The 22,629-nt window shown below is 61.7% G+C and carries 18 protein-coding genes, 1 other RNA gene and 1 pseudogene; 9 read left to right on the plus strand and 11 right to left on the minus strand.

Annotation, left to right across the window (positions count from 1 at the left end; translation table 11 throughout):
* Positions 1 to 69: 69 nt before the first annotated feature.
* The 3 genes from DUT91_RS06015 to ffs form a co-directional block, all read right to left on the minus strand.
* Positions 70 to 393, minus strand: a complete 324-nt coding sequence (locus DUT91_RS06015; RefSeq protein ID WP_114439442.1) for a YbaB/EbfC family nucleoid-associated protein — start codon at positions 391 to 393, stop codon at positions 70 to 72.
* A 149-nt stretch (positions 394 to 542) separates the two neighbouring features.
* Entirely contained in the window at positions 543 to 2,378 is a 1,836-nt protein-coding gene (locus tag DUT91_RS06020; protein WP_114439443.1) for a DNA polymerase III subunit gamma/tau, read from the minus strand.
* 171 nt (positions 2,379 to 2,549) lie between these two features.
* Positions 2,550 to 2,646: signal recognition particle sRNA small type (gene ffs / locus DUT91_RS06025), an RNA gene on the minus strand.
* A 69-nt stretch (positions 2,647 to 2,715) separates the two neighbouring features.
* Here ffs and DUT91_RS06030 point away from each other — a divergent pair.
* Entirely contained in the window at positions 2,716 to 3,120 is a 405-nt protein-coding gene (locus tag DUT91_RS06030) for an HIT domain-containing protein (protein ID WP_114439444.1), read from the plus strand.
* A gap of 19 nt (positions 3,121 to 3,139) precedes the next feature.
* Positions 3,140 to 4,111, plus strand: coding sequence for an NAD(+) diphosphatase (gene nudC / locus DUT91_RS06035; RefSeq protein WP_114439445.1), 972 nt, complete (start codon positions 3,140 to 3,142; stop codon positions 4,109 to 4,111).
* A gap of 30 nt (positions 4,112 to 4,141) precedes the next feature.
* Here nudC and DUT91_RS06040 read toward each other — a convergent pair whose 3' ends face one another.
* Both DUT91_RS06040 and DUT91_RS06045 read right to left on the minus strand, forming a co-directional pair.
* Positions 4,142 to 5,011: a prephenate dehydratase gene (locus DUT91_RS06040; protein ID WP_114439446.1), complete on the minus strand. Its 870-nt coding sequence runs from the start codon at positions 5,009 to 5,011 to the stop codon at positions 4,142 to 4,144.
* 11 nt (positions 5,012 to 5,022) lie between these two features.
* Positions 5,023 to 5,772 carry a 3-deoxy-manno-octulosonate cytidylyltransferase gene (locus DUT91_RS06045; protein WP_114439447.1) on the minus strand — a complete coding sequence of 250 codons (750 nt, stop codon included), beginning with the start codon at positions 5,770 to 5,772 and terminating at the stop codon, positions 5,023 to 5,025.
* Positions 5,773 to 5,968: 196 nt separating this feature from the next.
* Here DUT91_RS06045 and DUT91_RS06050 point away from each other — a divergent pair, with 196 nt between their 5' ends.
* From DUT91_RS06050 to DUT91_RS06080, 7 genes are all read left to right on the plus strand, one after another.
* Entirely contained in the window at positions 5,969 to 6,706 is a 738-nt protein-coding gene (locus DUT91_RS06050; protein ID WP_114439448.1) for a c-type cytochrome, read from the plus strand.
* 157 nt (positions 6,707 to 6,863) lie between these two features.
* Positions 6,864 to 8,708: an extracellular solute-binding protein gene (locus DUT91_RS06055; protein ID WP_245419604.1), complete on the plus strand. Its 1,845-nt coding sequence runs from the start codon at positions 6,864 to 6,866 to the stop codon at positions 8,706 to 8,708.
* A 28-nt stretch (positions 8,709 to 8,736) separates the two neighbouring features.
* Positions 8,737 to 10,611 (plus strand): extracellular solute-binding protein, encoded by a 1,875-nt coding sequence (locus DUT91_RS06060; RefSeq protein ID WP_114439450.1) that lies wholly within the window; start codon positions 8,737 to 8,739, stop codon positions 10,609 to 10,611.
* Positions 10,612 to 10,644: 33 nt separating this feature from the next.
* A complete protein-coding gene (locus DUT91_RS06065; RefSeq protein WP_114439451.1) occupies positions 10,645 to 11,745 on the plus strand; it encodes a microcin C ABC transporter permease YejB in 1,101 nt (366 codons plus the stop codon).
* Positions 11,745 to 12,908 carry an ABC transporter permease gene (locus DUT91_RS06070; RefSeq protein WP_114439452.1) on the plus strand — a complete coding sequence of 388 codons (1,164 nt, stop codon included), beginning with the start codon at positions 11,745 to 11,747 and terminating at the stop codon, positions 12,906 to 12,908. Before DUT91_RS06065 ends, DUT91_RS06070 begins: the two co-directional genes overlap by 1 nt.
* On the plus strand, positions 12,905 to 14,560 hold the full coding sequence (locus DUT91_RS06075) for an ABC transporter ATP-binding protein (RefSeq protein WP_114439453.1): 1,656 nt from the start codon (positions 12,905 to 12,907) through the stop codon (positions 14,558 to 14,560). Before DUT91_RS06070 ends, DUT91_RS06075 begins: the two co-directional genes overlap by 4 nt.
* Before the next feature lie 17 nt (positions 14,561 to 14,577).
* Positions 14,578 to 15,546, plus strand: a complete 969-nt coding sequence (locus tag DUT91_RS06080) for a 2-hydroxyacid dehydrogenase (protein ID WP_114439454.1) — start codon at positions 14,578 to 14,580, stop codon at positions 15,544 to 15,546.
* 15 nt (positions 15,547 to 15,561) lie between these two features.
* On the opposite strand, the gene DUT91_RS06085 is transcribed toward DUT91_RS06080, so the two are convergent.
* The 6 genes and pseudogenes from DUT91_RS06085 to dnaA form a co-directional block, all read right to left on the minus strand.
* Positions 15,562 to 16,011: an aconitase X swivel domain-containing protein gene (locus DUT91_RS06085; RefSeq protein WP_114439455.1), complete on the minus strand. Its 450-nt coding sequence runs from the start codon at positions 16,009 to 16,011 to the stop codon at positions 15,562 to 15,564.
* A complete protein-coding gene (locus DUT91_RS06090; protein ID WP_114439456.1) occupies positions 16,008 to 17,267 on the minus strand; it encodes an aconitase X in 1,260 nt (419 codons plus the stop codon). The genes DUT91_RS06085 and DUT91_RS06090 overlap by 4 nt, the downstream gene beginning before the upstream one ends.
* Positions 17,268 to 17,280: 13 nt before the next feature.
* Entirely contained in the window at positions 17,281 to 18,066 is a 786-nt protein-coding gene (moeB, locus tag DUT91_RS06095; RefSeq protein WP_114439670.1) for a molybdopterin-synthase adenylyltransferase MoeB, read from the minus strand.
* Positions 18,067 to 18,110: 44 nt separating this feature from the next.
* Complete coding sequence (recF, locus tag DUT91_RS06100; RefSeq protein ID WP_114439671.1) at positions 18,111 to 19,280, minus strand: DNA replication/repair protein RecF; 1,170 nt, start codon at positions 19,278 to 19,280, stop codon at positions 18,111 to 18,113.
* Between the two features lie 17 nt (positions 19,281 to 19,297).
* Positions 19,298 to 20,416: a DNA polymerase III subunit beta gene (dnaN, locus tag DUT91_RS06105; protein WP_114439457.1), complete on the minus strand. Its 1,119-nt coding sequence runs from the start codon at positions 20,414 to 20,416 to the stop codon at positions 19,298 to 19,300.
* A gap of 208 nt (positions 20,417 to 20,624) precedes the next feature.
* Positions 20,625 to 22,067, minus strand: a pseudogene (gene dnaA, locus DUT91_RS06110) (chromosomal replication initiator protein DnaA); the annotation flags it as partial.
* Between the last annotated feature and the right edge of the window lie 562 nt (positions 22,068 to 22,629).

Genomic DNA, 22,629 nt, shown 5'->3' on the forward strand with positions numbered 1-22,629 from the left:
AGCAGGGATGCGCTGCCTTATCTCCGCCCGCGCAAACCCACTATTCATATCTCACGACCCCCTATTGCCTTAAAAAGGCAGCTTGAAGCCCGGAGGCAGGGGCAGGCCGGCAGTGAGTGCCTGCGTCTTTTCGGCCATCACCGCATCGATCCTGGTTTTCGCCTCGTTATAGGCGGCAACGATCAGATCCTCGAGGATCTCGGTCTCGTCTTCCTTGAGAAGCGAAGGATCGATCTTCAGCGCGCTCATCACGCCCTTGCCGCTCAATGTCACGCTGACCAGGCCAGCGCCAGAGCTTCCCGTTGCTTCGAGATTGGCGATCTCTTCCTGCATGGCCTCCATCTTGGCCTGCATTTCCTTTGCCTGTTTCAGCATTCCCATCATGTCGCGCATGAGGTTGAACTCCTATTTTCTTTTTGCCCGCATGATCTTGTCCGAAAAGTTGGCAACTTTTTGCGGGCGCTGCCCTTCGGTTCGGGACCATGCCCTTTTTTGCTGCATGATCTTATCCAAAAAGTCTGCAACTTTTCGGGATCATGCTCCTAGTCGTCATCATCCGGCGTCAGCGAGACATCCGGTAATTCGGCATCAAGATCGATATCAGCACTTTCGGCCCCGCCAGTGGCGATGCGGACGTCGGTGATCCTGGCGCCCGGAAACTGGGCGAGGATTGCTGCTACGTCAGGATCTGCACGAGCGTCGGTGACCAGCATGTCGCGGTGCGCGGCCTCGGCCTCGGCGATGGTCTGGCCGCCTGCCTCGCGCGATACAGACACCATCCAGCGGATGCCGGTCCAGGAGAGAAGCTTCTGCGCGATGTCGCTCGGAAGCGTCTTCGGCGCGCCGTCGGTCAAGGCGATCTCAAGACGTGCTGGTGCGATGGAGACCAGGCGTACGCAATTCTTGACCATGATCTTGAACTGCATGTCGCGATGGCTGTCGGCCAGCGCCACGATATCGGCGAGGCTTTTCAGCGGGACTGCCGGTACCGGCGCATCCGCAGCAGGTTCCGGCTGCGGTCGAGGCTCGGGGGCGGGGTTCGCCTGCTGTGCGGGCTGGACGAGACGCATCGCCGTCGAGCCGTTGCCGCCGGCTATCCCCATGGAGGACGCCGCTACGGCGTCTGCCGCTGGAGTGGGAGCGGCCGTGCCCGACATCATCGCTCCGCCATTCGGCCGGGGGGCATCGCCACCGGCGCGCGGTGCGGAAACCACACCGCTTTCCAGCGCCTTCAGCGCTTCATCCAGCGTCGGCAGATCGGCGGCATGCGCCAGGCGGATCAACAGCATCTCGGCCGCCTGGATCGGACGTGAGGCGGTCTCGACCTCCGTGATGCCCTTCAGGAGCATCTGCCAGGTGCGCGACAGGGTGCGGATCGATAACTTCTCCGCAAAATCGCGGCCGCGCACGCGCTCGTCTTCAGACAGTGACATGTCATTTGCCACATCCGGCATGAAACGTAACCGGGTCACCAGATGGTTGAACTCGGCAAGATCGGTCAGTACCACTGCCGGGTCGGCGCCCACATCATATTGCGCGCGGAACTCCTTCAATGCGGCTGCCACGTCGCCACGCATCAGCATCTCGAAAAGGTCGATGATCCGGGCGCGGTCGGCAAGGCCCAGCATGGAGCGCACGGCATCCGCCTCGACCTTGCCGCTGCCATGAGCGATGGCCTGGTCGAGAATGGACAGCGAATCACGCGCCGAACCTTCGCCGGCCCGCGCGATCATCGCGAGCGAGGTATCGTCGATGGCTATCCCCTCCTGTCCGGCGATGTTCTTCAGATGCGCGGCGAGAAGACCCGAATCGATGCGCCTGAGATCGAAGCGCTGGCAGCGCGACAGGACCGTAATGGGAACCTTGCGGATTTCTGTCGTGGCGAAGATGAATTTCACATGCGGCGGCGGCTCCTCAAGCGTCTTCAGCAGGCCGTTGAAAGCCTGGTTCGACAGCATGTGAACCTCGTCGATGATATAGACCTTGTAGCGCGCTGAGACAGGACGGTAGCGCACCTGCTCGATGATCTCGCGGATGTCGTCGATGCCGGTATGGGAGGCGGCGTCCATCTCGATGACATCGACATGGCGGCCCTCCATGATCGCCTGACAATGATCGCCCGGCGTCGAAAGATCGATTGTCGGCTGATCGATGGCATCGGTCTTGTAGTTCAATGCCCGCGCGAGTATGCGCGCCGTGGTCGTCTTGCCTACCCCGCGGACGCCGGTCAGCATCCAGGCTTGGGCGATCCGGCCGGTGTGGAAAGCGTTTGTGAGCGTGCGGACCATCGGCTCCTGGCCGATGAGATCGCCGAAATCCTGCGGACGGTACTTGCGGGCGAGAACGCGGTAGGCGCCGTCTGCCGTTTTCGTCTCCATGCCGACCGTGTCCTAATCCTTGTTGCGCACCCGGGAGTGTGGACCGCAGGCCCGGCACCGTCAATGTTAACCTGGGTAAACCTGGGTAAACCTTGGTAAACCCGGCCATATCAAGGCGAACACTCGGCCACGATCCGGCGATTGCAAATCATACCCGCAAAAGGGGAGAAGGTGGGAGGCTGGCACGGTGACCCGTGCCGGGCTCGTTAGGGCTGCTTCCTTCCGGACCTGACCCGGTTGGCGAGTGGCTCGTCCACCACCAACCTCCCGAGCTTCATATCGACAATCGCCGCGCAAAAAGCAAGCCAAGGCTGAAAAAAACTGCTATTTGAGATGCATGACGACATTCGTTCTTGACGGAAAGCTCGCCGCGGACACGTTCGCGGTCGCCACGCTGGGGCTCTGCGACCTCCGGCTGATGAACGACCGCCGTTGGCCCTGGCTCATCCTCGTACCACAGCGCCCCGATAAGGTCGAGTTGCACGATCTGACGCCGCTCGACCAAACCATGCTCACCTTCGAAATGGGCATCGCCGCGCAGGCGCTGAAAGCCGTGACAGGCTGCGAAAAGATCAACATCGCAGCGCTCGGCAACATCGTGCGGCAGCTTCATGTCCACATCATTGCCCGCAACACCGGCGATGCCGGCTGGCCCGGCCCGGTCTGGGGCTACGGCACTGCCGAGCCCTACCAGCCGGAGGATGCGCGGAAGCTCGCCCTCGCCATCAGTAACGCCCTTTAGCCGTCTCCCCGGAGCTTCCATGATATTGCGCCTGTTCGACCTGCCGGAGATCGAGCCGAGCCAGGCTGTCGGCTTTGCCGGCAACATCATCGATCGCCTGTCCGAAAAACGGTCGGACGACGCAAGCGAGCGGGCTTTGGGCGAACCGGATGCGCGCATCATGCTTCTCGGCAAAGGGCGCGTGCTTCTTTCCTTGGGAGACGAGGCCCAGGAAGACGGGGCCCAGGAAGACGGGCCTAAGGCGAAAGCCTTCTTTGCGTTGCACGAAATCGCCCGGTTTGAGCCCCGCCTGCATGAGGCGGTCCTGCTTGGCCGGCACAATCAGCGGCCGCTGCTTGCCGCCGTCACCCTGGCCGATCCGGAACAGCTTTCCGAGCCTTTCAAAGCCATCGACTACCGCTCGGTCTACATGCAGGGGCTTATACCCAGTGATGAGATCGGCGCGCTGGCGCAGGCGGCGGCTTTGATCGCCTGGCATGAAAACCATCGTTATTGCGGGCGCTGCGGAACGCTGACCGAGATGCGCGCCGGCGGTTACAAGCGCGTGTGCCCGCATTGCGAGGCCCAGCATTTCCCGCGCACCGATCCGGTGGCGATCATGCTGGCGGTTCGCGGCGAACGCTGCCTTCTGGCGAGAAGCCCGCATTTTGCGCCCGGCATGTATTCATGCCTCGCCGGCTTCATCGAGCCCGGCGAGACCATCGAGGCGGCAGTGCGGCGCGAGACGCTGGAGGAGATGGGTGTGCCCGTCGGCCGTGTCGCCTATCATGCCAGCCAGCCCTGGCCGTTCCCCTATTCGCTGATGATCGGCTGCCACGCCGAGGCGCTGTCGGACGACCTTGTCATCGACCGCTCGGAACTGGAGGACGGCCGCTGGTTTACGCGCGGCGAAGTGCTCGCCATGCTCGACCGGTCGCATCCGCACGGACTGATGACGCCGCCGCCGGGCGCGATCGCCGCCCATCTGATAAGATGCTGGGCGGAGGGCTGATCCGCCTCGCAGTTTGCAGAGTTCAGTCAGCTACTCCGCCGGCTCATCCTGCGTATCGCGGAAGGGATTGCCGGGATAGACGCCGACAATGCGCATTTCCTTGGAGAAGAATTCCAATTCCTCCAGCGCGAGACGCACGGAGCGATCTTCGGGGTGGCCCTCGATATCGGCATAGAACTGCGTCGCGGTAAAGGTGCCGCCGATCTGGTAGCTTTCAAGCTTGGTCATGTTGATGCCGTTGGTGGCGAAGCCGCCCATGGCCTTGTAGAGCGCCGCCGGCACGTTGCGCACCCGGAAGACGAATGTCGTCACGATGCGGCTTCCATCGGCCGGGCGCGGCGCCCATTTCTTCGTCTTGGACAGGACGACGAAACGGGTGATGTTGTTCTCCATGTCCTCGACATTTTCCGCCAGTATGTCGAGACCGTAGAGATCGGCGGCGAGGCGTGGTGCAAGGGCAGCCATTGTCCTGTCGCCGGCTTCGGACACGATACGGGCGGCGCCTGCGGTATCGCCCGCCACGACGGGCTTCCAGCCATGCTTGCGGATGACTTTGCGGCATTGGCCGAGCGCATGGATATGGCTATGGACCGTCCGGATCTCGTCAAGCTTCACGCCCGGCAGGGTCATCAGCTGAAAATGGATCGGCAGGAAATATTCGCCGATGATATGCAGCCGCGATTCGGGCAGAAGATAATGGATGTCGGCGACGCGGCCCGCGATGGTGTTCTCGATCGGGATCATCGCCAGGTCGGCGGCGCCGGTTTCCACCGCGTTGAACGCATCCTCGAATGTCGGGCAGGGCAGCGGCTCCATATCAGGGAACATGTTGCGGCAGGCCGTGTCGGAGTTTGCCCCCGGTTCGCCCTGGAAGGAAATCTTGTTGGTCTTGGCTGCCATTGGAGTCTTTCCTAGATGCCTTGCGAAATGAGAATACGCGCCCGTTCGAGGTCGAAAGGCGTATCGACGCCGAGCGGCACGGATTTGACGATCTCGACATCGATGCGCATGCCGGCCTCCAGCGCGCGGAGTTGTTCCAGCTTTTCACGCCGCTCCAGTGGCGACGGTCCGAGCCGGACGAAGCGCTCCAGCGCGGCGCGGCGATAGGCGTAAAGGCCGATGTGATGATAGAGCGGCCCATCGCCCCACGGCGCGGTGGCGCGGGTGAAATAAAGCGCGCGCAGGCGTTTGCCGTCGCCCAGCGGCGAGCCGACGATCTTGACCACGCTGGGATTTGTCTTCTCGCTCTCCTCGGTGATCTCGACACCGAGCGTCGCAATATCGGCCGGGCCGTCCTCAAGCGGCCGCAGGGCCTTGGCGATGATTTCGGGCTCTATGGTCGGCAGATCGCCCTGCACGTTGATGATCGCGTCCACCTCCGCGTCGGGATCGAGCGCCAACAGCGCCTCGTAGATGCGATCGGAGCCCGATTCGTGGTCGGAGCGGGTCATCACCGCCTCGAAACCGTGGGCGCGGACCGCGCTGGCGATGTCCTCGCTATCGGTAGCCACGACCGTACGGCCCAGGCGAGCGGCGGCGGCGCGCTCGGCGACATGGACGATCATCGGCTTGCCGGCGATGTCGGCCAGCGGTTTGTTGGGCAGGCGCGTCGCTGCCAGGCGCGACGGAATGATCGTGAGGGTTTTCATGGTCTGGAGCATGAGTGCTGGATTTCCATAGGCATCGGTTTTCCAAAAGTGTCAAAAAGTCACGGGCCGGAGCGCCCTTATAGGTGTTGCAAGTGCGGAGCAAAAGACCTAGTTTCCGCGCCATCTTGGACAAGGAGGAGACCACCCGGTCATGGGTTCGTGTTTCCCGAAAATGAGGACCTCTCAAAAGGGGGAGCGCTGACTGCCGATGGAATCGTCTCAATCCAATAAATTTATCATGGCCTTTCTCGCGGCGGTCTTCGTCGTCATGTCTGTCAGCCTTTTCTCCGATGTCATCTTCGATAGCCCCAAGCCGGAGAAGGAAGGCTATTTCATCAAGCCGCTGGAAGCTTCCGCCGGCGGTGAAGAGAAGGCAGCACCTGCGGCCGTGCCGATCGCCACGCTCCTGCAGACCGCTGATCCCGTTAAGGGCGCGGATGTGTTCAAGCGTTGCCAGGCGTGCCATACCGGCGCGAAGGGCGGCCCGAACAAGGTAGGTCCGGACCTGTGGGACATCGTCGACCGTCCGATCGCATCTCATCCGGGTTTCAGCTATTCGGCCGGAATGAAGGAATTCGCCCAGACCGCCAAGCTCTGGACCTATGACCATCTCAACGGATTCCTTACCTCGCCCAAGAACTACGTCAAGGGCACGGCGATGGGCTTCGCCGGCGACAAGAACGACGCCGAGCGCGCCAATCTCATCGCCTATCTCAGAACGCTTTCCGATAATCCGAAGCCGCTGCCTGAAGCACCGGCTGCCGCTCCTGCCGCTGCACCAGCCGAGGGTGCGAAGCCTGCCGAAGGCGAGGCTGAAAAGCCCGCTGGAGAGGCTGAGAAGCCTGCAGAAAATCCGGCGCCGCAGGGCGAACAGCCAGCCGCACCGGCACAGCCCGCCCCCGCGCAACCTGCGCCACAGGGCGAGATGCCTGCCACCAACAATTAATCATCTGGTGGACTATTTGCCGAAAAGCCGGGTTTTCAGCCCGGCTTTTTTGTTTTTCGCGGGATAATGCCTTTCTTCCTCCGCAAAATGCCATAGTCTTTTCGAATTGATTTCAACTGGCGGAGACAAAGGCATGAAGGCAATCCTGGCGGTCACAATGGCCCTGGCCATGATAGCGGGATCTGCGACCATCGCGTTCGCGCAAACCGACCCGCAATGGCGCCATGCCTCCAGCCTTATCGGTGAACCAAAATATCCGTCCGATTTCAAACACTATGATTATGTGAATCCTGATGCCCCTAAGGGCGGAACGCTTAACCAGGTGGCGGAGGGGACCTTCGACAGCCTCAACCCTTATGTCGTTCAGGGCGTGCCCGCAGCAGGGTTCGCAAATATCGGCGGCGGAATGCTTTACGATACGCTGATGGCGGATTCGACCGATGAAGGCTCGACCAGTTACGGGCTGATCGCTGAAGCAGTGCAATATCCCGATGATTTCTCCTGGGTGAAATTCCGCCTCAATCCCGCCGCGCGCTGGCATGACGGCAAGCCGATCACCGTGGAAGACGTGATCTGGTCGTTCGAGACCGTGAAGAAGTACACACCGACCTACAACAAATATTATGCCGATGTGATCAAGGCGGAAAAGACAGGGGAACGCGAGGTCACCTTCACATTTTCCGAGAAGGGTAACCGGGAACTGCCGATGATCATGGGCCAGCTTCCCGTACTGCCGAAACATTGGTGGGAAGGAACCGATGCCCAGGGCAAGAAGCGCGACATTTCGCGCCCGACGCTGGAAATTCCGCTCGGCTCCGGCGCCTACCGCGTGGAAGAGGCCGTGCCCGGCCGCTCGATTATCTGGGCGCGTGTAGCGGATTATTGGGGCAAGGATTTGCCGGTCAATGTCGGGCGCAACAATTTCGATCGTATCAAGTACGATTATTATCTCGACGCCAATGCCACATGGGAGGCCTTCAAGAAGGGAGGGCTCTATGACTACAGGGCGGAAAACCGCATGCAGCGCTGGATGCAGGAGTATAATTTCCCCGCCGTGGAGCGCGGCGATGTGATCAAGCGCGCCTTCCCCTATCACGCGGTGGGGCGCATGCAGGCCTATTTCCTGAATACGCGGCGCGACAAGTTCAAGGACCCCAAGGTGCGCGAGGCCCTGAACTGGGTCTATGATTTCCAGTCGATGAACCGCCTGCTCTTCTTCAACCAGTACAAGCGGATCGAAAGCTATTTCGCCGGCAACGACCTCGCCTTGGGCGACGGGCTGCCGACGGGCAAGGAACTGGAAATCCTCGAAACCGTGCGCAACGAGGTGCCGCCTGAGGTCTTCACCAAGGAATTCAAGGAGCCCGTCTTCGACACGCCGCAAGCAACGCGGGAGAATCTCCGGCACGCGATGCAACTCTTCGAACAAGCGGGATATACCCTCAAGGACGGCGCCCTCGTCGACAAGAACGGAACGCCCTTGACCATCGAATTTCTCGGCAATGACCCGACCGATGAACGCGTCTTCAATCCCTTTGTCGCCAATCTGCGTCGCGTCGGCATCCGGGCCACGGTGCGCATCGTCGATAGCGCGCAATATCAGGCGCGGGTGAGCAATTTCGACTATGATTCGATAACTGCGGTCATCGGGCAGACCGAGTCGCCCGGGAATGAGCAGCGTGAACTCTGGAGTTCCGCAGCGGCCGACATCCCTGGCAGCCGGAACTATTCCGGCATCAGGAACCCGGCGATCGACAAGCTCATAGAGCGCGTGGTCTATGCCAAGGACCGTGACGATCTCGTCGCCGCAACCCATGCGCTAGACCGGGTACTGTTGTGGAATTATTATGTCGTGCCGCAATGGTACGACGATGAGATTCACGTCGCCTACTGGAACAAGTTCGGCATTCCTGAGAAGCAGCCGGATTATTCCGGGATCGATCCGTTCTCCTGGTGGATCGATCCGGCCAAGGAGCGGGCGCTACAGGTGCGCGGCGAATGAGGCGCGACCTGCGGCGAACCACTTTGTCATGACGACACCGATGATCGACAGGCGCTCATTTCTCTCGCTTTCGGGCAGCGCGGCGATTGCCGCCTTCCTGCCGGGACAAGCCTTTGCCGATGCGCGCACGGATACACCGCTTCGTGGCCTTTCGGCTTTCGGCGAGTTGAAATATCCGGTCGATTTCACGCATTTCGAATATGCCAGTCCCGATGCGCCGAAAGGTGGCACCTTCACGTTCGGTCCGCCGAACTGGTTGTTCAACCAGAGCCCGCGTACTTTCAACACGCTGAACAGCTTCTCCAACAAGGGTGACGCGCCGCCGCGCATGGAGTTGTGCTTCGATTCCCTGATGACTTCAGCGCTGGACGAGCCGGACGCCATCTACGGCCTCGTGGCCGAAAGCGTGACGATCTCGCACGACCGCAATTCCTTTACCTTCAAACTGCGGCCCGAAGCGCGGTTTTCGGACGGCACACCGCTCACGGCTGACGACGTCGCCTTCACCTATCTGACATTCAAGGAGAAGGGGCACCCGGATTTGCTGCTGGGGCTGAACGAGCTCAAGGACGCTGTCGCCGAAGACGCGCAGACGTTACGGTTGACCTTTTCCGGCAAGCATTCCGCCCGGGCCATTCTCGATGCCGCCACCATGCCGATCCTTTCGAAAGCCTGGTATGCGGACCACGATTTCTCCGCCTCCACGCTGGAGCCGCCGCCCGGCTCGGGGCCATACAAGGTCGGGCGGTTTTCGCCGGCGCAATTCATCGAATATGAGCGAAACGCGGATTATTGGGCGCGCGACCTCGCCGTTAATCGTGGCCTCAATCATTTCGACCGCATCCGCATCGAATTCTACCGCGACCGGCAACCCGAATTCGAGGCCTTCAAGAAAGGCGAACTCGACTGGCGCTGGGAAAGCTCGTCGAAATTCTGGGCGACGGAATATAATTTCCCGGCAATCCAGGAAAAGAAGGTGGTGAAGCGCACCTTCCCGCGCGAAAAGCGGCCAAGCATGCAGTCATGGGCGGTCAACCAGCGGCGCGAGCGTTTCCGTGATCCGCGGGTGCGCGAGGCGATTGCGCTCTGCTTCGATTTCGAGTGGACCAACAAGAACCTCTTCTATGACATATACAAGCGCTCGCAGTCCTGCTTCGGCGGTTCCGATTTCGAGGCCAGGGGAAAGCCTTCTGCGGACGAACTCGCGATTCTGGAGCGCTATCGCGGCCGTGTGCCGGAGGCGATTTTCGGCGAGGTCGTCACCATGCCGGTTTCCGATGGCTCGGGCCGCGACCGCAAGCTTTTCCGCCGCGCCATCGAACTGATGACAGAAGCCGGGTTCAAACGCGAGAACGGGCGTTTTTCCGACAAGGACGGGCGGCCTTTCGATCTGGAACTCCTGACCGATTCGGAAGGATTTATTCGCATTTACAATCCTTTCGTGCAGAATCTGCGCTCCATCGGCTTCAATGCCTCGGTACGGCTGGTCGACCCGGTTCAATACCAGGCCCGCACCCTGAATTTCGATTTCGACATGATGGGCATGGCGGTCATGATGGTAGCGACACCGACGCAGGATTCGCTCAGCACCATGTTTTCCTCCAGATCGGCAGGCATACCGGGCACGCGCAATTATCCGGGAACCGCCGATCCGGTGATCGACGCGCTGGTCGAGGAGGTGGGCAAGGCCCGGTCACGCGCCGAACTCGTGCCCGTCCTGCAAGTGCTCGATCGCCTCTTGCGTCTCAGGCGCGACTGGATTCCAAATTGGACCTCGGCGAATCACCTGGTCGCCTATTGGGACAGGTTCGGTTTCAAGGAACCGAAACCCGATTATGGATTTCCGATAGAGACGCTCTGGTGGGTGGATGAAGAAAAGGCACGGGCACTTGGCAAGGCATAAACAAGACGACAATAACCGTGGAATGGGTTCCTGATGGGCGCCTATATCCTGCGCCGCCTTCTCCTCATGATCCCGACGATGTTCGGCATCATGGCCATTTCCTTCGCCGTGGTCCAGTTCGCGCCCGGCGGCCCTGTCGAACGGGTGATCGCGCAACTTTCCGGGCAAGGGGGCGACGCGCTCGACCGCCTCTCAGGCAGCAGCAGCGACATGGGCCAGGGGACAGGCCTAGACACAGGCGGCGCCAGTTCGAGGTATCGCGGCGCGCAGGGGCTCGACCCGCAATTCATCGCCAGCCTCGAAAAGCAGTTCGGCTTCGACAAGCCGCCGCTGGAGCGCTTCGGCCTGATGCTTTGGAACTATATGCGCTTCGATTTCGGCCGCAGCTATTTCCGCGATATCGGCGTGCTGGACCTCATCCTCGAAAAAATGCCGGTCTCGATCTCGCTCGGCCTGTGGCTGACACTCCTGTCCTACGCCATCTCGATCCCGCTCGGCATCCGCAAGGCGATCAAGGACGGGTCACCATTCGACGTGTGGACCAGCGCCGTCATCATAGTCGGCTATGCCATCCCGAGCTTCCTCTTCGCCATCTTGCTGATCGTATTGTTCGCCGGCGGTTCCTTCTTCGACTGGTTTCCCCTGCGCGGACTGACCTCACCCGATTTCGACCAGCTTTCGCTCTGGGGCAAGATCGTCGACTATCTCTGGCACATTACGCTGCCGGTTGCCGCATTGGTGCTCTCCGCCTTCGCCACGACGACGCTCCTGACCAAGAACTCGTTTCTTGAGGAAATCCGCAAGCAATATGTGACGACGGCACGGGCCAAGGGGCTGACCGAGCGGCAGGTGCTCTATCGCCACGTGTTCCGCAACGCCATGCTCATCGTTGTTGCCGGCTTTCCCGGCGCCTTTATCTCCGCCTTCTTCACCGGTTCGCTGCTCATCGAGACCATCTTCTCCCTCGACGGACTCGGGCTCCTTGGCTATCAGTCGGTGCTCAATCGCGATTATCCCGTGGTCTTCGCCAATCTCTACATTTTCTCGCTTCTCGGCTTGTTCGTCGGGCTTCTCTCGGACCTCCTGTATACGTGGATCGATCCGCGCATCGATTTCGAGCGGAGAGATGTGTGATGGGAGAAATCGCAGCAAAGGCCGAAGCCGAAACTCTGGCCACACCCGTGCGTCGTCCAACCAGCCGATGGGGTTTTTCACCACTCAATCAGCGGCGCTGGTATAATTTCAGGACGAACCGGCGCGGCTGGTGGTCGCTTTGGCTGTTCCTCTTCCTGTTCATCGCCTCGCTCTTCGCCGAGTTCATCGCCAATGACAAGCCGATCCTCGTCTCCTACAAGGGCGAGCTTCTGATGCCGGTGCTGGTCGATTACCCCGAGGAGAAATTCGGCGGGTTCTACGCTGTCACGGATTATCGCGATCCCGTCATCTCCGACGAGATCAAGGCCCATGGCTGGATGATCTGGCCGCCGATCCGCTATTCCTACCGCACGGTGAACAATGAAATCCCCGAGGCAGCCCCCTCGAAACCATTTTGGCTCTACAGCAAGGAAGAGCGCTGCCAGCGCTATCCGCAAGGGGTGAACGACGAGAACTGCACCTTCGGCAACTGGAACCTGCTCGGAACCGACGACCAGGCGCGTGACGTCTTCGCCCGCGCGCTCTACGGCTTCCGCATCTCCGTCCTGTTCGGCCTGATCCTGACGGCGGCGTCTGCGGTCATCGGCGTGACAGCGGGTGCGGTGCAGGGCTATTTCGGCGGCTGGGTCGATCTTCTGTTCCAGCGCTTCATCGAGATCTGGTCGGCGATCCCCGTCCTCTATCTCCTCCTCATCGTCGCCGCCGTGCTGCCGCCGGGGTTCTGGATCCTGCTCGGCATCATGCTGCTCTTCTCCTGGGTCGCCTTCGTCGGCGTCGTACGGGCCGAGTTCCTGCGCGCCCGCAATTTCGAATATGTGAATGCCGCGCGGGCGCTCGGCGTTCCGAACGGAACGATCATGCTGCGCCATCTTCTGCCGAACGCCATGGTGGCGACCCTGACCTTTTTGCCGTTCATCCTCAATGGGTCGATCACGACGCTGACCTCGCTCGATTTCCTGGGCTTCGGCCTGCCGCCCGGTTCTCCCTCGCTCGGCGAATTGCTGGCGCAGGGCAAGAATAATCTGCAGGCGCCATGGCTCGGCCTTACTGGTTTCATCGTCATTTCGCTGATGCTGTCGCTGCTGATCTTCATCGGCGAAGCGACGCGCGACGCCTTCGATCCGCGAAAGGCTTTCAAATGAGTGGGCAAATGAGCGGGCAAACGAGCGGCGTGCCATTGCTTTCCGTGCGCGATCTGTCCGTCATCTTCACCCAGAGCGGAAGGGAGACGCTTGCCGTCGACCATATCTCCTTCGATATCGCCAAGGGGGAGACGGTGGCGCTCGTCGGCGAATCCGGTTCCGGAAAATCGGTTTCCGCACTTTCGATCCTGAAGCTCCTGCCCTACCCGTCGGCGGCCCATCCCTCGGGTGAGATCCTGTTCAATGGCGACAATCTGCTCGGCCATGACGACCGCGATCTGCGCCGTGTGCGCGGCAATGATATCGCCATGATCTTCCAGGAGCCGATGACCTCGCTCAATCCGCTGCACACGATCGAGCGGCAGGTCAGCGAGATCCTGAAAATCCATCAGGGGATGGGGGACAAGGCAGCGCGGGCCCGCACGCTGGAACTTCTCAACGAGGTCGGCATCCGAGAGCCGGAGAAGCGGCTCAACGCCTATCCGCATCAATTGTCGGGCGGCCAGCGCCAGCGCGTGATGATCGCCATGGCGCTCGCCAACAAGCCGGCGCTGCTCATTGCCGACGAGCCGACGACAGCCCTCGACGTCACCGTGCAGGCGCAGATCCTGCAACTCCTCGCCGATTTGAAGACGGCGCAGGACATGTCGATGCTGTTCATCACCCATGACCTCGGCATCGTGCGCAAGATCGCCGACCGGGTCTGCGTGATGACCAAGGGCCGGATCGTCGAAACCGGGCCGACCAAGGAAATCTTCGACAATCCGCAGCATGAATATACCCGCCATCTGCTGGCGGCCGAGCCGAAGGGCGAGCCACCGGCGGCCAATCTTGCCGCGCCGTCCGTCATGGAAGGCCGGGATGTGAAGGTCTGGTTTCCGATCAAGAAGGGTTTCCTGCGGCGTACCGTCGATAATGTGAAGGCAGTAGACGGCATAGATGTCACGATCCGTGCCGGCCAGACGCTCGGCGTCGTCGGCGAATCCGGCTCCGGCAAGACGACGCTCGGGCTGGCGCTTTCGCGCATGATCTCGTCAAAAGGCGATATCCGTTTTGCCGGACGCGAGATCGACCGGTTCAGTTTCAAGGAGATGCGGCCGCTCCGGCGCGAATTGCAGATCGTCTTCCAGGATCCGTTCGGCTCGCTCAGCCCGCGCATGTCGATTGCAGACATCATCGCCGAAGGATTGCAGGTGCACGAGCCCGGCCTCTCGGCGGATGAACGCGATGCACGCGTGGTAGCGGCGCTGAATGAGGTCAATCTCGATCCGGAGACACGCTTCCGCTATCCGCACGAGTTTTCGGGCGGTCAGCGCCAGCGCATTGCCATCGCCCGGGCGATGGTGCTCAATCCGCGCTTCGTGATGCTCGACGAGCCGACCTCGGCGCTCGACATGAGCGTGCAGGCGCAGGTGGTCGATCTCCTGCGTGCCTTGCAGAAGAAGCACGATCTCGCCTATCTCTTCATCAGCCATGATCTGAAGGTCGTTCGGGCGCTCGCCAATGACGTGCTCGTCATGCGCAACGGCAAGGCAGTGGAATACGGTCCGGCGGCGGAAATCTTCGCCCGGCCGAAAGAGGATTATACGAAGGCGCTGATGGCAGCGGCCTTCCGCATGGAAGCAGCGGAGGGAGGAGTGGTCGGCCAATGAGAGATGGGGGAAGGGATATGGGCAACAAGGGCGACGACAAGGGACGCATTCTGCTGTCGATCACCGACTGGGACCCGGACATGTGGCGCGCGGAGTTCGCCAAGGCTGCGCCCGGGCGTCCCATCGTGCTTCAACCCGACCATCCCGGTGACGAAACGATCCACTACGCGCTCGTCTGGAAGCAGAAGCCGGGTTCGCTTGCCAATCTGCCCAATCTCAAGGCGATCTTCTCGCTCGGCGCAGGTGTCGATCATATCTTCCACGATCCGCATATCCCCGATGTGCCGATCGTCCGCATCGTCTCGGACGATCTTTCGATGCGGATGAGCGAATATGTCGTCTGGCAGGTGCTCGACCACCATCGGCTTGGGCCTCGCTACCGCCGGCAGCAGCAGAACCGCATCTGGCATGAGGATCGCCGCCAGCCGGCAGCCAACGAGGTCACGGTTGGCATTCTGGGGCTCGGCGTTCTCGGCCGCGACGCGGCGGCGAAGCTTCTGGCGCTCGGCTTCCGCGTTACCGGCTGGAGCCGGCGGCCGCACGAGACGGAGGGCGTCGAAACCTTCCATGGCAAGGAGGGGTTCGGCGATTTCCTTGCCGGCGCGGATATCATCGTCTGCCTCCTGCCGCTGACGCCGGAGACGAAGGGCATTCTCTCCATGTCTATGTTCGCCCGGCTGAAGCAGGAGGGACCACTCGGCGCGCCGGTGCTGATCAATGCCGGACGCGGCGGCCTGCAAAACGAGGCGGATATTCTGGCGGCTCTCGACCGGGGGCTCCTGTCAGCGGCGGTGCTCGATGTCTTCCAAAAGGAGCCGCTGCCGGCCGACAGCCCGCTCTGGACGCATCCGAAGGTGACGGTGACGCCACATGCGGCGGCCAGTTCCGCGCCCGGCGCAATCGTGCCGCTCATCGTTCAGCATATCGAGGCTTATGAACGCGGCGAACCGCTGACCAATGTCGTGGACCGCGCCACGCAATATTGAACAGCGGTTGCGGTTCTAGGCCGGATCGCCCTCAACCGCGATATGCCCGTCCGCGTCGATGAAAAGCATTCGTCCTGCAAAGCGGGGAAACTCCACCCTGTCCAGTTGCAGCGCGAGGGGGACCGTGTGGCCCAGCTCACGCGCCACGATCAGGCCGAGCAGCAGGATGGCATCCGGCTCGTGAAGGATGAGCGCCGCAGGTGCCAGCCCGGCATAGACCAGTTCGAGGAGCACGGCGGCGGCCGATGAGGAGCCGATCGTACCCGGCAGGCAAAGGACCCGCCCGCTGATCGAAACGCCGTGCTGCGGATGTCGCACATCGGCGATCAATCCGGTCTGCGGATTGACCCCGCCCCAGAAGCTGATCGGCGCCGTCAGCACCAGTGCATCGGCGCGTACCGCCTCCCCCGGCACCAGAATGCCGGCTTGCAGGGTTGTCTCGGCCGCAGTCACCGGCGTCGTCATGCCACGGCCTTCATGAACACAGGGCGCCCGGCGACGGCGCTTTCCACGCATTCGGCGAGCGAACCGTAGATGACGCCATATCCGGTATTGCCGGGCGCATAATGGGCAAATTTTCCCGAATTGGTCATCAGCACGGCATCGGGCTTTTCCGGCAGGATCGGCGTAACCACGACGCAGGTATCGGCGACGATGACCACACCGCAATCCTCAAGCTTGCGCCTCCGCCCGGCCTCGTCCAGGACATTCAATGCGTGACGACCGGTGCAGGCATAGAGCGGCACGGCGAGCTGGCGCCCGGCGATCAGTGCCTCCAGCCTATCGAATTCGGCGATGGAGAGATGCGGGCTGCCGATGGCGACGGCATCGATCGCGGTAACATCCGCCACCGTCGAGAGCCTACGCCGCGTCTCCGCCAGCATATCCGATGTGACATGGATGATCTCCTCGGGGTCGCACCCGTGAAGTGCGGCGGCAAGGTCCGGCGCCTCCGGCGTCACGCCAGCCACATGGAAAAGGCCGACTGCACCCGAAGAAGCGGAGGCTGCGCCGAAAGCCTTCAGCGCGTCCTCGTCCGGATGGACCGCCGCGCCGGCAACCACACCCACGGCATCACCGGCCGAGCGACCAAAGAGGTTGCCGAGGATGGGCCATGCCACCTCGGAGGCGAGAAAGGCGGAATCGATGGCGGAAATGTCGAAGACGATCCGGGCGCGGCGGTTTTCTGGCCGGTGGAGGCCGTAATCGGGCGCCCTGCCCGCGATGGCGCAGGCGATATCGAGAAAATCGCCATAGCGGTTGGTGCGCGCGCCAAGGACTGAATTGCAGAATACCACGGCATTCGATTCGCCCCATGCCACATCGCTGGCAAAGGCCGGGCGGTGGCCCGCCTGATAGGGCGCGCAGGTCCAGGTCGGCTCGCATCCGAGCTTGCGATAGGCATCCATCATGCGCCGCGCCATGGCGCGCTCATGCTTGCCCAGGCGGTTCTTCGAACAGCCGGTCAGGTCGAGGGAGCCTACATTGAGCGTCGCGCGGACCTGAACCCTCGCGCCGCCGTCCACCAGCCTTTCGGCAAAGAGCGTGCCGCTGTCGCCATGATAGAGAGCGCCGTCGATGTGGGCCGAGGCAATGGGCAGGAGCCGCGGCGCACCCATCAGCCGCGCGGTCTCGGCAACGATGCGCATCGCCATCGCCGCGCCTTCGCCGGAGTTGCCGGAGGCGATGGCCCGCTCTTCCTCAGTCAGCACCAGTGCCATGGACGATTTTCCTTCACGGCTTCGGGCGCGCGCGGTAGCTGATGGTCTCGAAACGGGCGGCGAGCGCATCGTAGAGCAGAAGCCGGCCAATGAGCGGCTTTCCGATGCCGGTGATGAGCTTGATGATCTCCATCGCCTGCAAGGTGCCGAGGACGCCGGGCAGCACACCGAGCACGCCTGCTTCGGCGCAGGACGGCACCATGCCGGGAGGTGGGGGGCTGGGAAAGAGATCGCGATAGGTGGGATTGGGCCTGCCGTCGGCGTCCGCCTCGAATGGCTTGAGCACTGTCAGCGATCCATCGAAGCGCCCGATCGCGGCGGTCACCAATGGCCGGCGGGCCCGCGCTGCCGCATCGGCCACGGCATAGCGCGTCTCGAAATTGTCCGAGCCGTCGGCGATCACGTCATAGCCGGCGATCAGCGCTTCGGCATTCGCTACATCGAGCCGCACGGCATGGGTCTCGACCCTCACATGCGGATTGATGCGCTCGAGGCTGCGCGCAGCACTCTGCGTTTTCGGCTCGCCGACACTGGCGGTATCGTGGATCACCTGGCGCTGCAGATTGGAAAGGGAAACCTGGTCGTCGTCGGCGATCCCTAGCGTGCCGACGCCGGCAGCCGCCAGATAATGCAGGACAGGTGCGCCAAGGCCGCCGGCTCCGACGACGAGCACGCGGGCGCGCTTCAGCTTCTGCTGACCCGGCCCGCCAATCTCCGGCAGCACGATATGGCGTGCATAGCGCTCCAGCTCGGGGCCGGACAATATGGGTTCATCATGATGACTTGCGGAATGGCTCATGGGACCGGACAATAAGACGCCGCCTCGCGAAAGTCAGCCGGATTTCACGTCGTTTGCGAAAGCATGCCGCCCGAGACATTGAAGAACTGCGCGCGGTCGCCCAGCGCATCGAACAGCGACCGGTCGGTGCCGGTCATGAAGGACTGGCCACCGAGATCGTCGATGATGCCGAAAAGCGCGGCGCGGCGACCCTCGTCGAGATGGGCGGCGATCTCATCCAGGAGCAGGATCGGCGCCATGCCCGACAATTCACCAGTCAGCCTCGCATGGGCGAGGATCAGCCCGATCAGTAGCGCCTTCTGCTCGCCCGTCGAACAAAGTGCCGCCGGCATGGCCTTCGGCCGGTGATGGACGATGAGGTCGGTCCTGTGCGGTCCGTCGAGCGTTCGGCCCGCGGCGCGGTCGCGCGGCCGCCCGTCACGCAAGGCGCGGCGGAAATCCTCTTCGAGATCGACGGCCGCCTCTATCGCGATGCGCTTCTCCAGCGCCCCTTCCAGGAAGCATTCCGATTTTGGAAATGGCCCCTCCTGCGGCAGGCGTTCGATCATCGCTGTGATCAATTGCATCATCTCGGCGCGCGCGGCGGCTATCGCCGTGCCGAGTTCCGCCATCTGCGCCTCGATCGCATCGAGCCATTTCGCATCGTTGCGTTCTTCGGAGAGGAGCCGATTGCGGCTGCGCATCGCCTTTTCGTAATCGAGCACGCGCTTGCCGTGGGAGGTGTCGATGGCGAGCACCATGCGGTCGAGGAAACGTCGCCGGTCGCCAGCCGTCCCGGTGAACAGCCCATCCATGGCCGGCACCACCCAGATAATCCGGGAATAATCGAGAAGCGCGTCGCTTGAAATCGCCTGAACGCCATTGACGCGGACCTTGCGCGCCGTCTCGCCGAACGCATTGCCGGCAAGCCCCGTGCCGATTTCGACTTCGCCATAGCCGGCGCTTTCCACCGTCGCATGAATTGCAAAGCCGTCCGGCGCACCATTCATCGTCACGTCGGGATAGGTGGCGCGGCGCAGGCCCCGGCCGGGAGAAAGGAAGGAGACGGCTTCGAGAAGATTGGTCTTGCCCGAACCGTTTTCGCCGGTCAAAACCACATGACCATGCGAAAGCCCCAGCGAAAGGCTTGGATAGTTGCGGAAATGTGCAAGCCGCAGCCGCCGGACTGCCACTCGGTCCGGGCGTCTCCTATCCGCGTCTGATGTGTCGGTCACCGCGATATCGCGCGCCGTCAAACGCGCATCGGCATCAGAACGTACAGCGCATTCTCATCGCCGGTATCGCGCACCAGCGTCGGCGATCCGGCATCGGCCAGCATGAAGATGGCATCGCTGCCGGAGAGCTGCCCGGTAATATCGAGGAGATATTTCGAATTGAAGCCGATCTCGATCGGATCGGCATCATAATCGGCCGGCAATTCGTCGGTGGCGCTGCCGGAATCCGGATTGTTGACGGTGAGCGTCAGTTGGCCATCGGCGATGGCAAGCTTGACCGCCCGACCGCGCTCACTCGAAATGGTCGAGACGCGATCTACGGCAGAGGCGAAGCTCTGCCTGTCGATGGTGAGCTTCTTGTCATTACCTGATGGAATAACTCGCTGGTAATCCGGGAAGGTGCCGTCGATCAGCTTTGAAGTCAGGATTACCGAACCTATGGTGAAGCGGATCTTGGCCTCAGAGAGTTCGACCGTGACGACGACATCGGGATTGTCGACCAGCTTCTGCAACTCGGCAACCGTCTTGCGCGGGATGATAATACCCGGCATGCCTTCGCAGCCGGCAGGAGCATCGAGTTCGGCGCGCGCCAGGCGGTGGCCGTCGGTTGCCACGGCGCGCAGCTTCAGCGTGCCATTGTTCTCGATGGCATGCAGATAGATGCCGTTCAGGTAATAGCGGGTCTCTTCGGTGGAAATGGCGAACTGCGTGCGGTCGATCAGCCGCTTCAGCGCGCTCGCCTCCAGCCGGAATGTGTGCGTGAAGGAGCCGGCGGTCAACTCAGGGAAGTCCGATTGCGGCAGGCATTGCAGCCGGAAATTCGAGCGGCCGGACGCGACGGCAAGCGAATTGCCATCCGGATTGGTGGCGAGCAGCACTTCGGCGCCATCGGGCAGCTTGCGCACGATGTCATAGAGCAGATGCGCGGGCACGGTGGTGGCGCCGGCCTGCTCGATCATCGCCGCAGTCGCTTCCGTTATCTCCAGATCGAGATCGGTCGCCTTCAGCTCAAGGCTCGCGCCATCGGCCTGGAGCAGCACGTTCGACAAGATGGGTATGGTGTTGCGCCGCTCGACGACGCGATGAACGTGATTGAGCGACTTCAAGAGATTGGAACGTTCGAGAGTGACACGCATGATAAACCGGACTCGCTGACTTCGAACCGGACAAGACGGGCACATCGGCTCCGCCTGGGCCGGAGACGGGGCGAGAACTCGCCCCAAGGGGATGTAAAGTGGCAGATATGGAGGCTGAAAAGCAAGCCCGCTAAGATGCTCACTTCTCAGCCAGACTCGCTTTCTGTTGATAACCCATTCCCGGGAAGACGTGGAGCCTCGAGCTGCCCTAGGCCGCCTGGTCGTTGATGAGCCGCTTCAGGAGCTCCAGCTCCTGCGCCAGCTTCTGGTCGGCGCCGACCAGATCCTCGATCTTGCGGACCGCGTGCAGGACCGTGGTGTGATCGCGCCCGCCAAAACGGCGGCCGATCTCCGGCAGGGAGCGTGGCGTCAGCATCTTGGCGAGATACATCGCCACCTGGCGGGGCTTCACAATGGTGCGCGTGCGGCGGTTGGACAGAAGGTCCTGCTTGGAGACATTGTAGTGGCGCGCGACGATGCGCTGGATTTCCTCGATGCGAATGCGCTTCGGCTCGCCGGCGCGCATGAGGTGGCCGAGCAATTCGTCGACCCGGTCTATGGAAATATTGGGTTCGAAGGACTGGCGGAAGAGCAACTGGTTGAACGCGCCTTCCAGTTCGCGGCCCGAGCCGGTGACAGTCTGCGCCACATGGGCGAGGATTTCATCGGGAATGCTGAGGCTATGATCCTCGACCTGCGCTGCGAGAAGGCGGCGCTTGAGGATTTCGAGGCGCATTTCATAATCGGGCGGGGCAATTTCCAGCGCGACGCCACCCTGGAGCCGCGAGCGCACCCGAACATCGAGCGATTCCAGCTCGGACGGGGCGCGGTCCGCGGCGACGACGACCTGCTTGGCGCTGTCGAGGAGCGTGTTGAGGAGATGGCAGAATTCGTGCTGGATCGACTTGCCCTGCAGGAACTGCATGTCGTCAATGATCAGCAGGTCGATATCGCGCAATTGCTCCTTGAAGGAGAGCGCATTGTTGTCGCGGATAGCGGTGGCGAAGCGCCACATGAAATATTCCGCCGTGAGATAGACGACGCGCGCCTTTTCCTGGCGCTTCAGCGCGGCTGCGGCGATCGCCTGCAGGAGATGGGTCTTTCCCAGACCTACCGAAGCGTGGATGAACAGCGGGTTGAACCGGACGGCGCTGGAACCTGCCTCGGCAATTGTACGGGCCGCGGCGAGAACGACGCGATTGGACGCTCCATCGACGAAGCTTTCGAATGTGTAGCGCGGGTCGAGCGGCGAACCGAACACCGCGCTCTGCACGTTGCCCTCGGCCATCGCCAGCGGCATGCGCCTCTCGCCGTTCGACTGGCCGACGGGGAAGGCGATCTTTTCACGAACCGGCGCACGCGCTTCCACGGCTTCGCCCGATACCGCGATGAGCGGCGCGCGGACAGCGCGGCTGACGCTGCGCACGACGACTTCCACTTTCAGGATTTGGGCGTTTTCTTCCTGCCAGAGCTGCGTCAGGAGCTCGGAATAATGATTGGTGATCCAAGACCGCAGGAAGGCGGTGGGAACAGACAGGCGAACGACGCTTTTGGATATCTCGTCCAGCTTCAGGCGACCGAACCAGCTGGAATAGATCTCGCTGCCGACGCGAGCCTTCAATTTGCTCGTCAATCGTTCAAATGCCGCTTCGCCGGAATTAGCGGTCGAATCCATTATATCCCTCTCGGAAGCTGAAATCGGAATAGCCGGAATAGCGGTCTTGTACGCCTCGTCGCGCATCTCTTTGTTCGCCTTGCTGCTCAATATCATTATTGCCTCGCCTCTACTTCCGGCGCGCCGCTTTCAGCGCTTTCTCATTTCCTGGCCCTTTGGGTCTTGGCCCTGGGTATCCGCATCATCCAGCCGACTGGCTAGTCCAACGACTCAGTCTCCTTCCGCTCACTGCTGATTGCCTTTACGCCGCCGTTCAACAACCATTCAATTTTCGTTTGCCGGGTAAACGTTTGTTCCGGTTAATCATTGGTAAATGGCCACAACTTACGACTGTACGTCCCGCCTCACACCATCGCATTTGACAACAGAATCCCATTCGCAGGGTTTACCCGCGTTCGAACTGAATGGCTGTTTTGTGGTTGATCCTGGACCTGTGGGCCCATCCCTCTCGATAAGGCACATTACAAAACCCGAGGCGTTGAGGGCAAGTGCGAACGTAACCCTTTTTTAAGTGTTTGCTCCTGTCGAGGGACAGCGC

It is taken from the genome of Paramesorhizobium salinisoli (genome assembly GCF_003335045.1).
Lineage (GTDB): Bacteria > Pseudomonadota > Alphaproteobacteria > Rhizobiales > Rhizobiaceae > Paramesorhizobium > Paramesorhizobium salinisoli.

Bases quoted from the DNA above. Each gene is read 5' to 3' on its own strand.
- DUT91_RS06015 (WP_114439442.1), bottom strand. From the start codon at position 393: ATGCGCGACATGATGGGAATGCTGAAACAGGCAAAGGAAATGCAGGCC.
- DUT91_RS06020 (WP_114439443.1), bottom strand. From the start codon at position 2,378: ATGGAGACGAAAACGGCAGACGGCGCCTACCGCGTTCTCGCCCGCAAG.
- DUT91_RS06030 (WP_114439444.1), top strand. From the start codon at position 2,716: ATGACGACATTCGTTCTTGACGGAAAGCTCGCCGCGGACACGTTCGCG.
- nudC (WP_114439445.1), top strand. From the start codon at position 3,140: ATGATATTGCGCCTGTTCGACCTGCCGGAGATCGAGCCGAGCCAGGCT.
- DUT91_RS06040 (WP_114439446.1), bottom strand. From the start codon at position 5,011: ATGGCAGCCAAGACCAACAAGATTTCCTTCCAGGGCGAACCGGGGGCA.
- DUT91_RS06045 (WP_114439447.1), bottom strand. From the start codon at position 5,772: ATGCTCCAGACCATGAAAACCCTCACGATCATTCCGTCGCGCCTGGCA.
- DUT91_RS06050 (WP_114439448.1), top strand. From the start codon at position 5,969: ATGGAATCGTCTCAATCCAATAAATTTATCATGGCCTTTCTCGCGGCG.
- DUT91_RS06055 (WP_245419604.1), top strand. From the start codon at position 6,864: ATGGCCCTGGCCATGATAGCGGGATCTGCGACCATCGCGTTCGCGCAA.
- DUT91_RS06060 (WP_114439450.1), top strand. From the start codon at position 8,737: ATGACGACACCGATGATCGACAGGCGCTCATTTCTCTCGCTTTCGGGC.
- DUT91_RS06065 (WP_114439451.1), top strand. From the start codon at position 10,645: ATGGGCGCCTATATCCTGCGCCGCCTTCTCCTCATGATCCCGACGATG.
- DUT91_RS06070 (WP_114439452.1), top strand. From the start codon at position 11,745: ATGGGAGAAATCGCAGCAAAGGCCGAAGCCGAAACTCTGGCCACACCC.
- DUT91_RS06075 (WP_114439453.1), top strand. From the start codon at position 12,905: ATGAGTGGGCAAATGAGCGGGCAAACGAGCGGCGTGCCATTGCTTTCC.
- DUT91_RS06080 (WP_114439454.1), top strand. From the start codon at position 14,578: ATGGGCAACAAGGGCGACGACAAGGGACGCATTCTGCTGTCGATCACC.
- DUT91_RS06085 (WP_114439455.1), bottom strand. From the start codon at position 16,011: ATGACGACGCCGGTGACTGCGGCCGAGACAACCCTGCAAGCCGGCATT.
- DUT91_RS06090 (WP_114439456.1), bottom strand. From the start codon at position 17,267: ATGGCACTGGTGCTGACTGAGGAAGAGCGGGCCATCGCCTCCGGCAAC.
- moeB (WP_114439670.1), bottom strand. From the start codon at position 18,066: ATGAGCCATTCCGCAAGTCATCATGATGAACCCATATTGTCCGGCCCC.
- dnaN (WP_114439457.1), bottom strand. From the start codon at position 20,416: ATGCGTGTCACTCTCGAACGTTCCAATCTCTTGAAGTCGCTCAATCAC.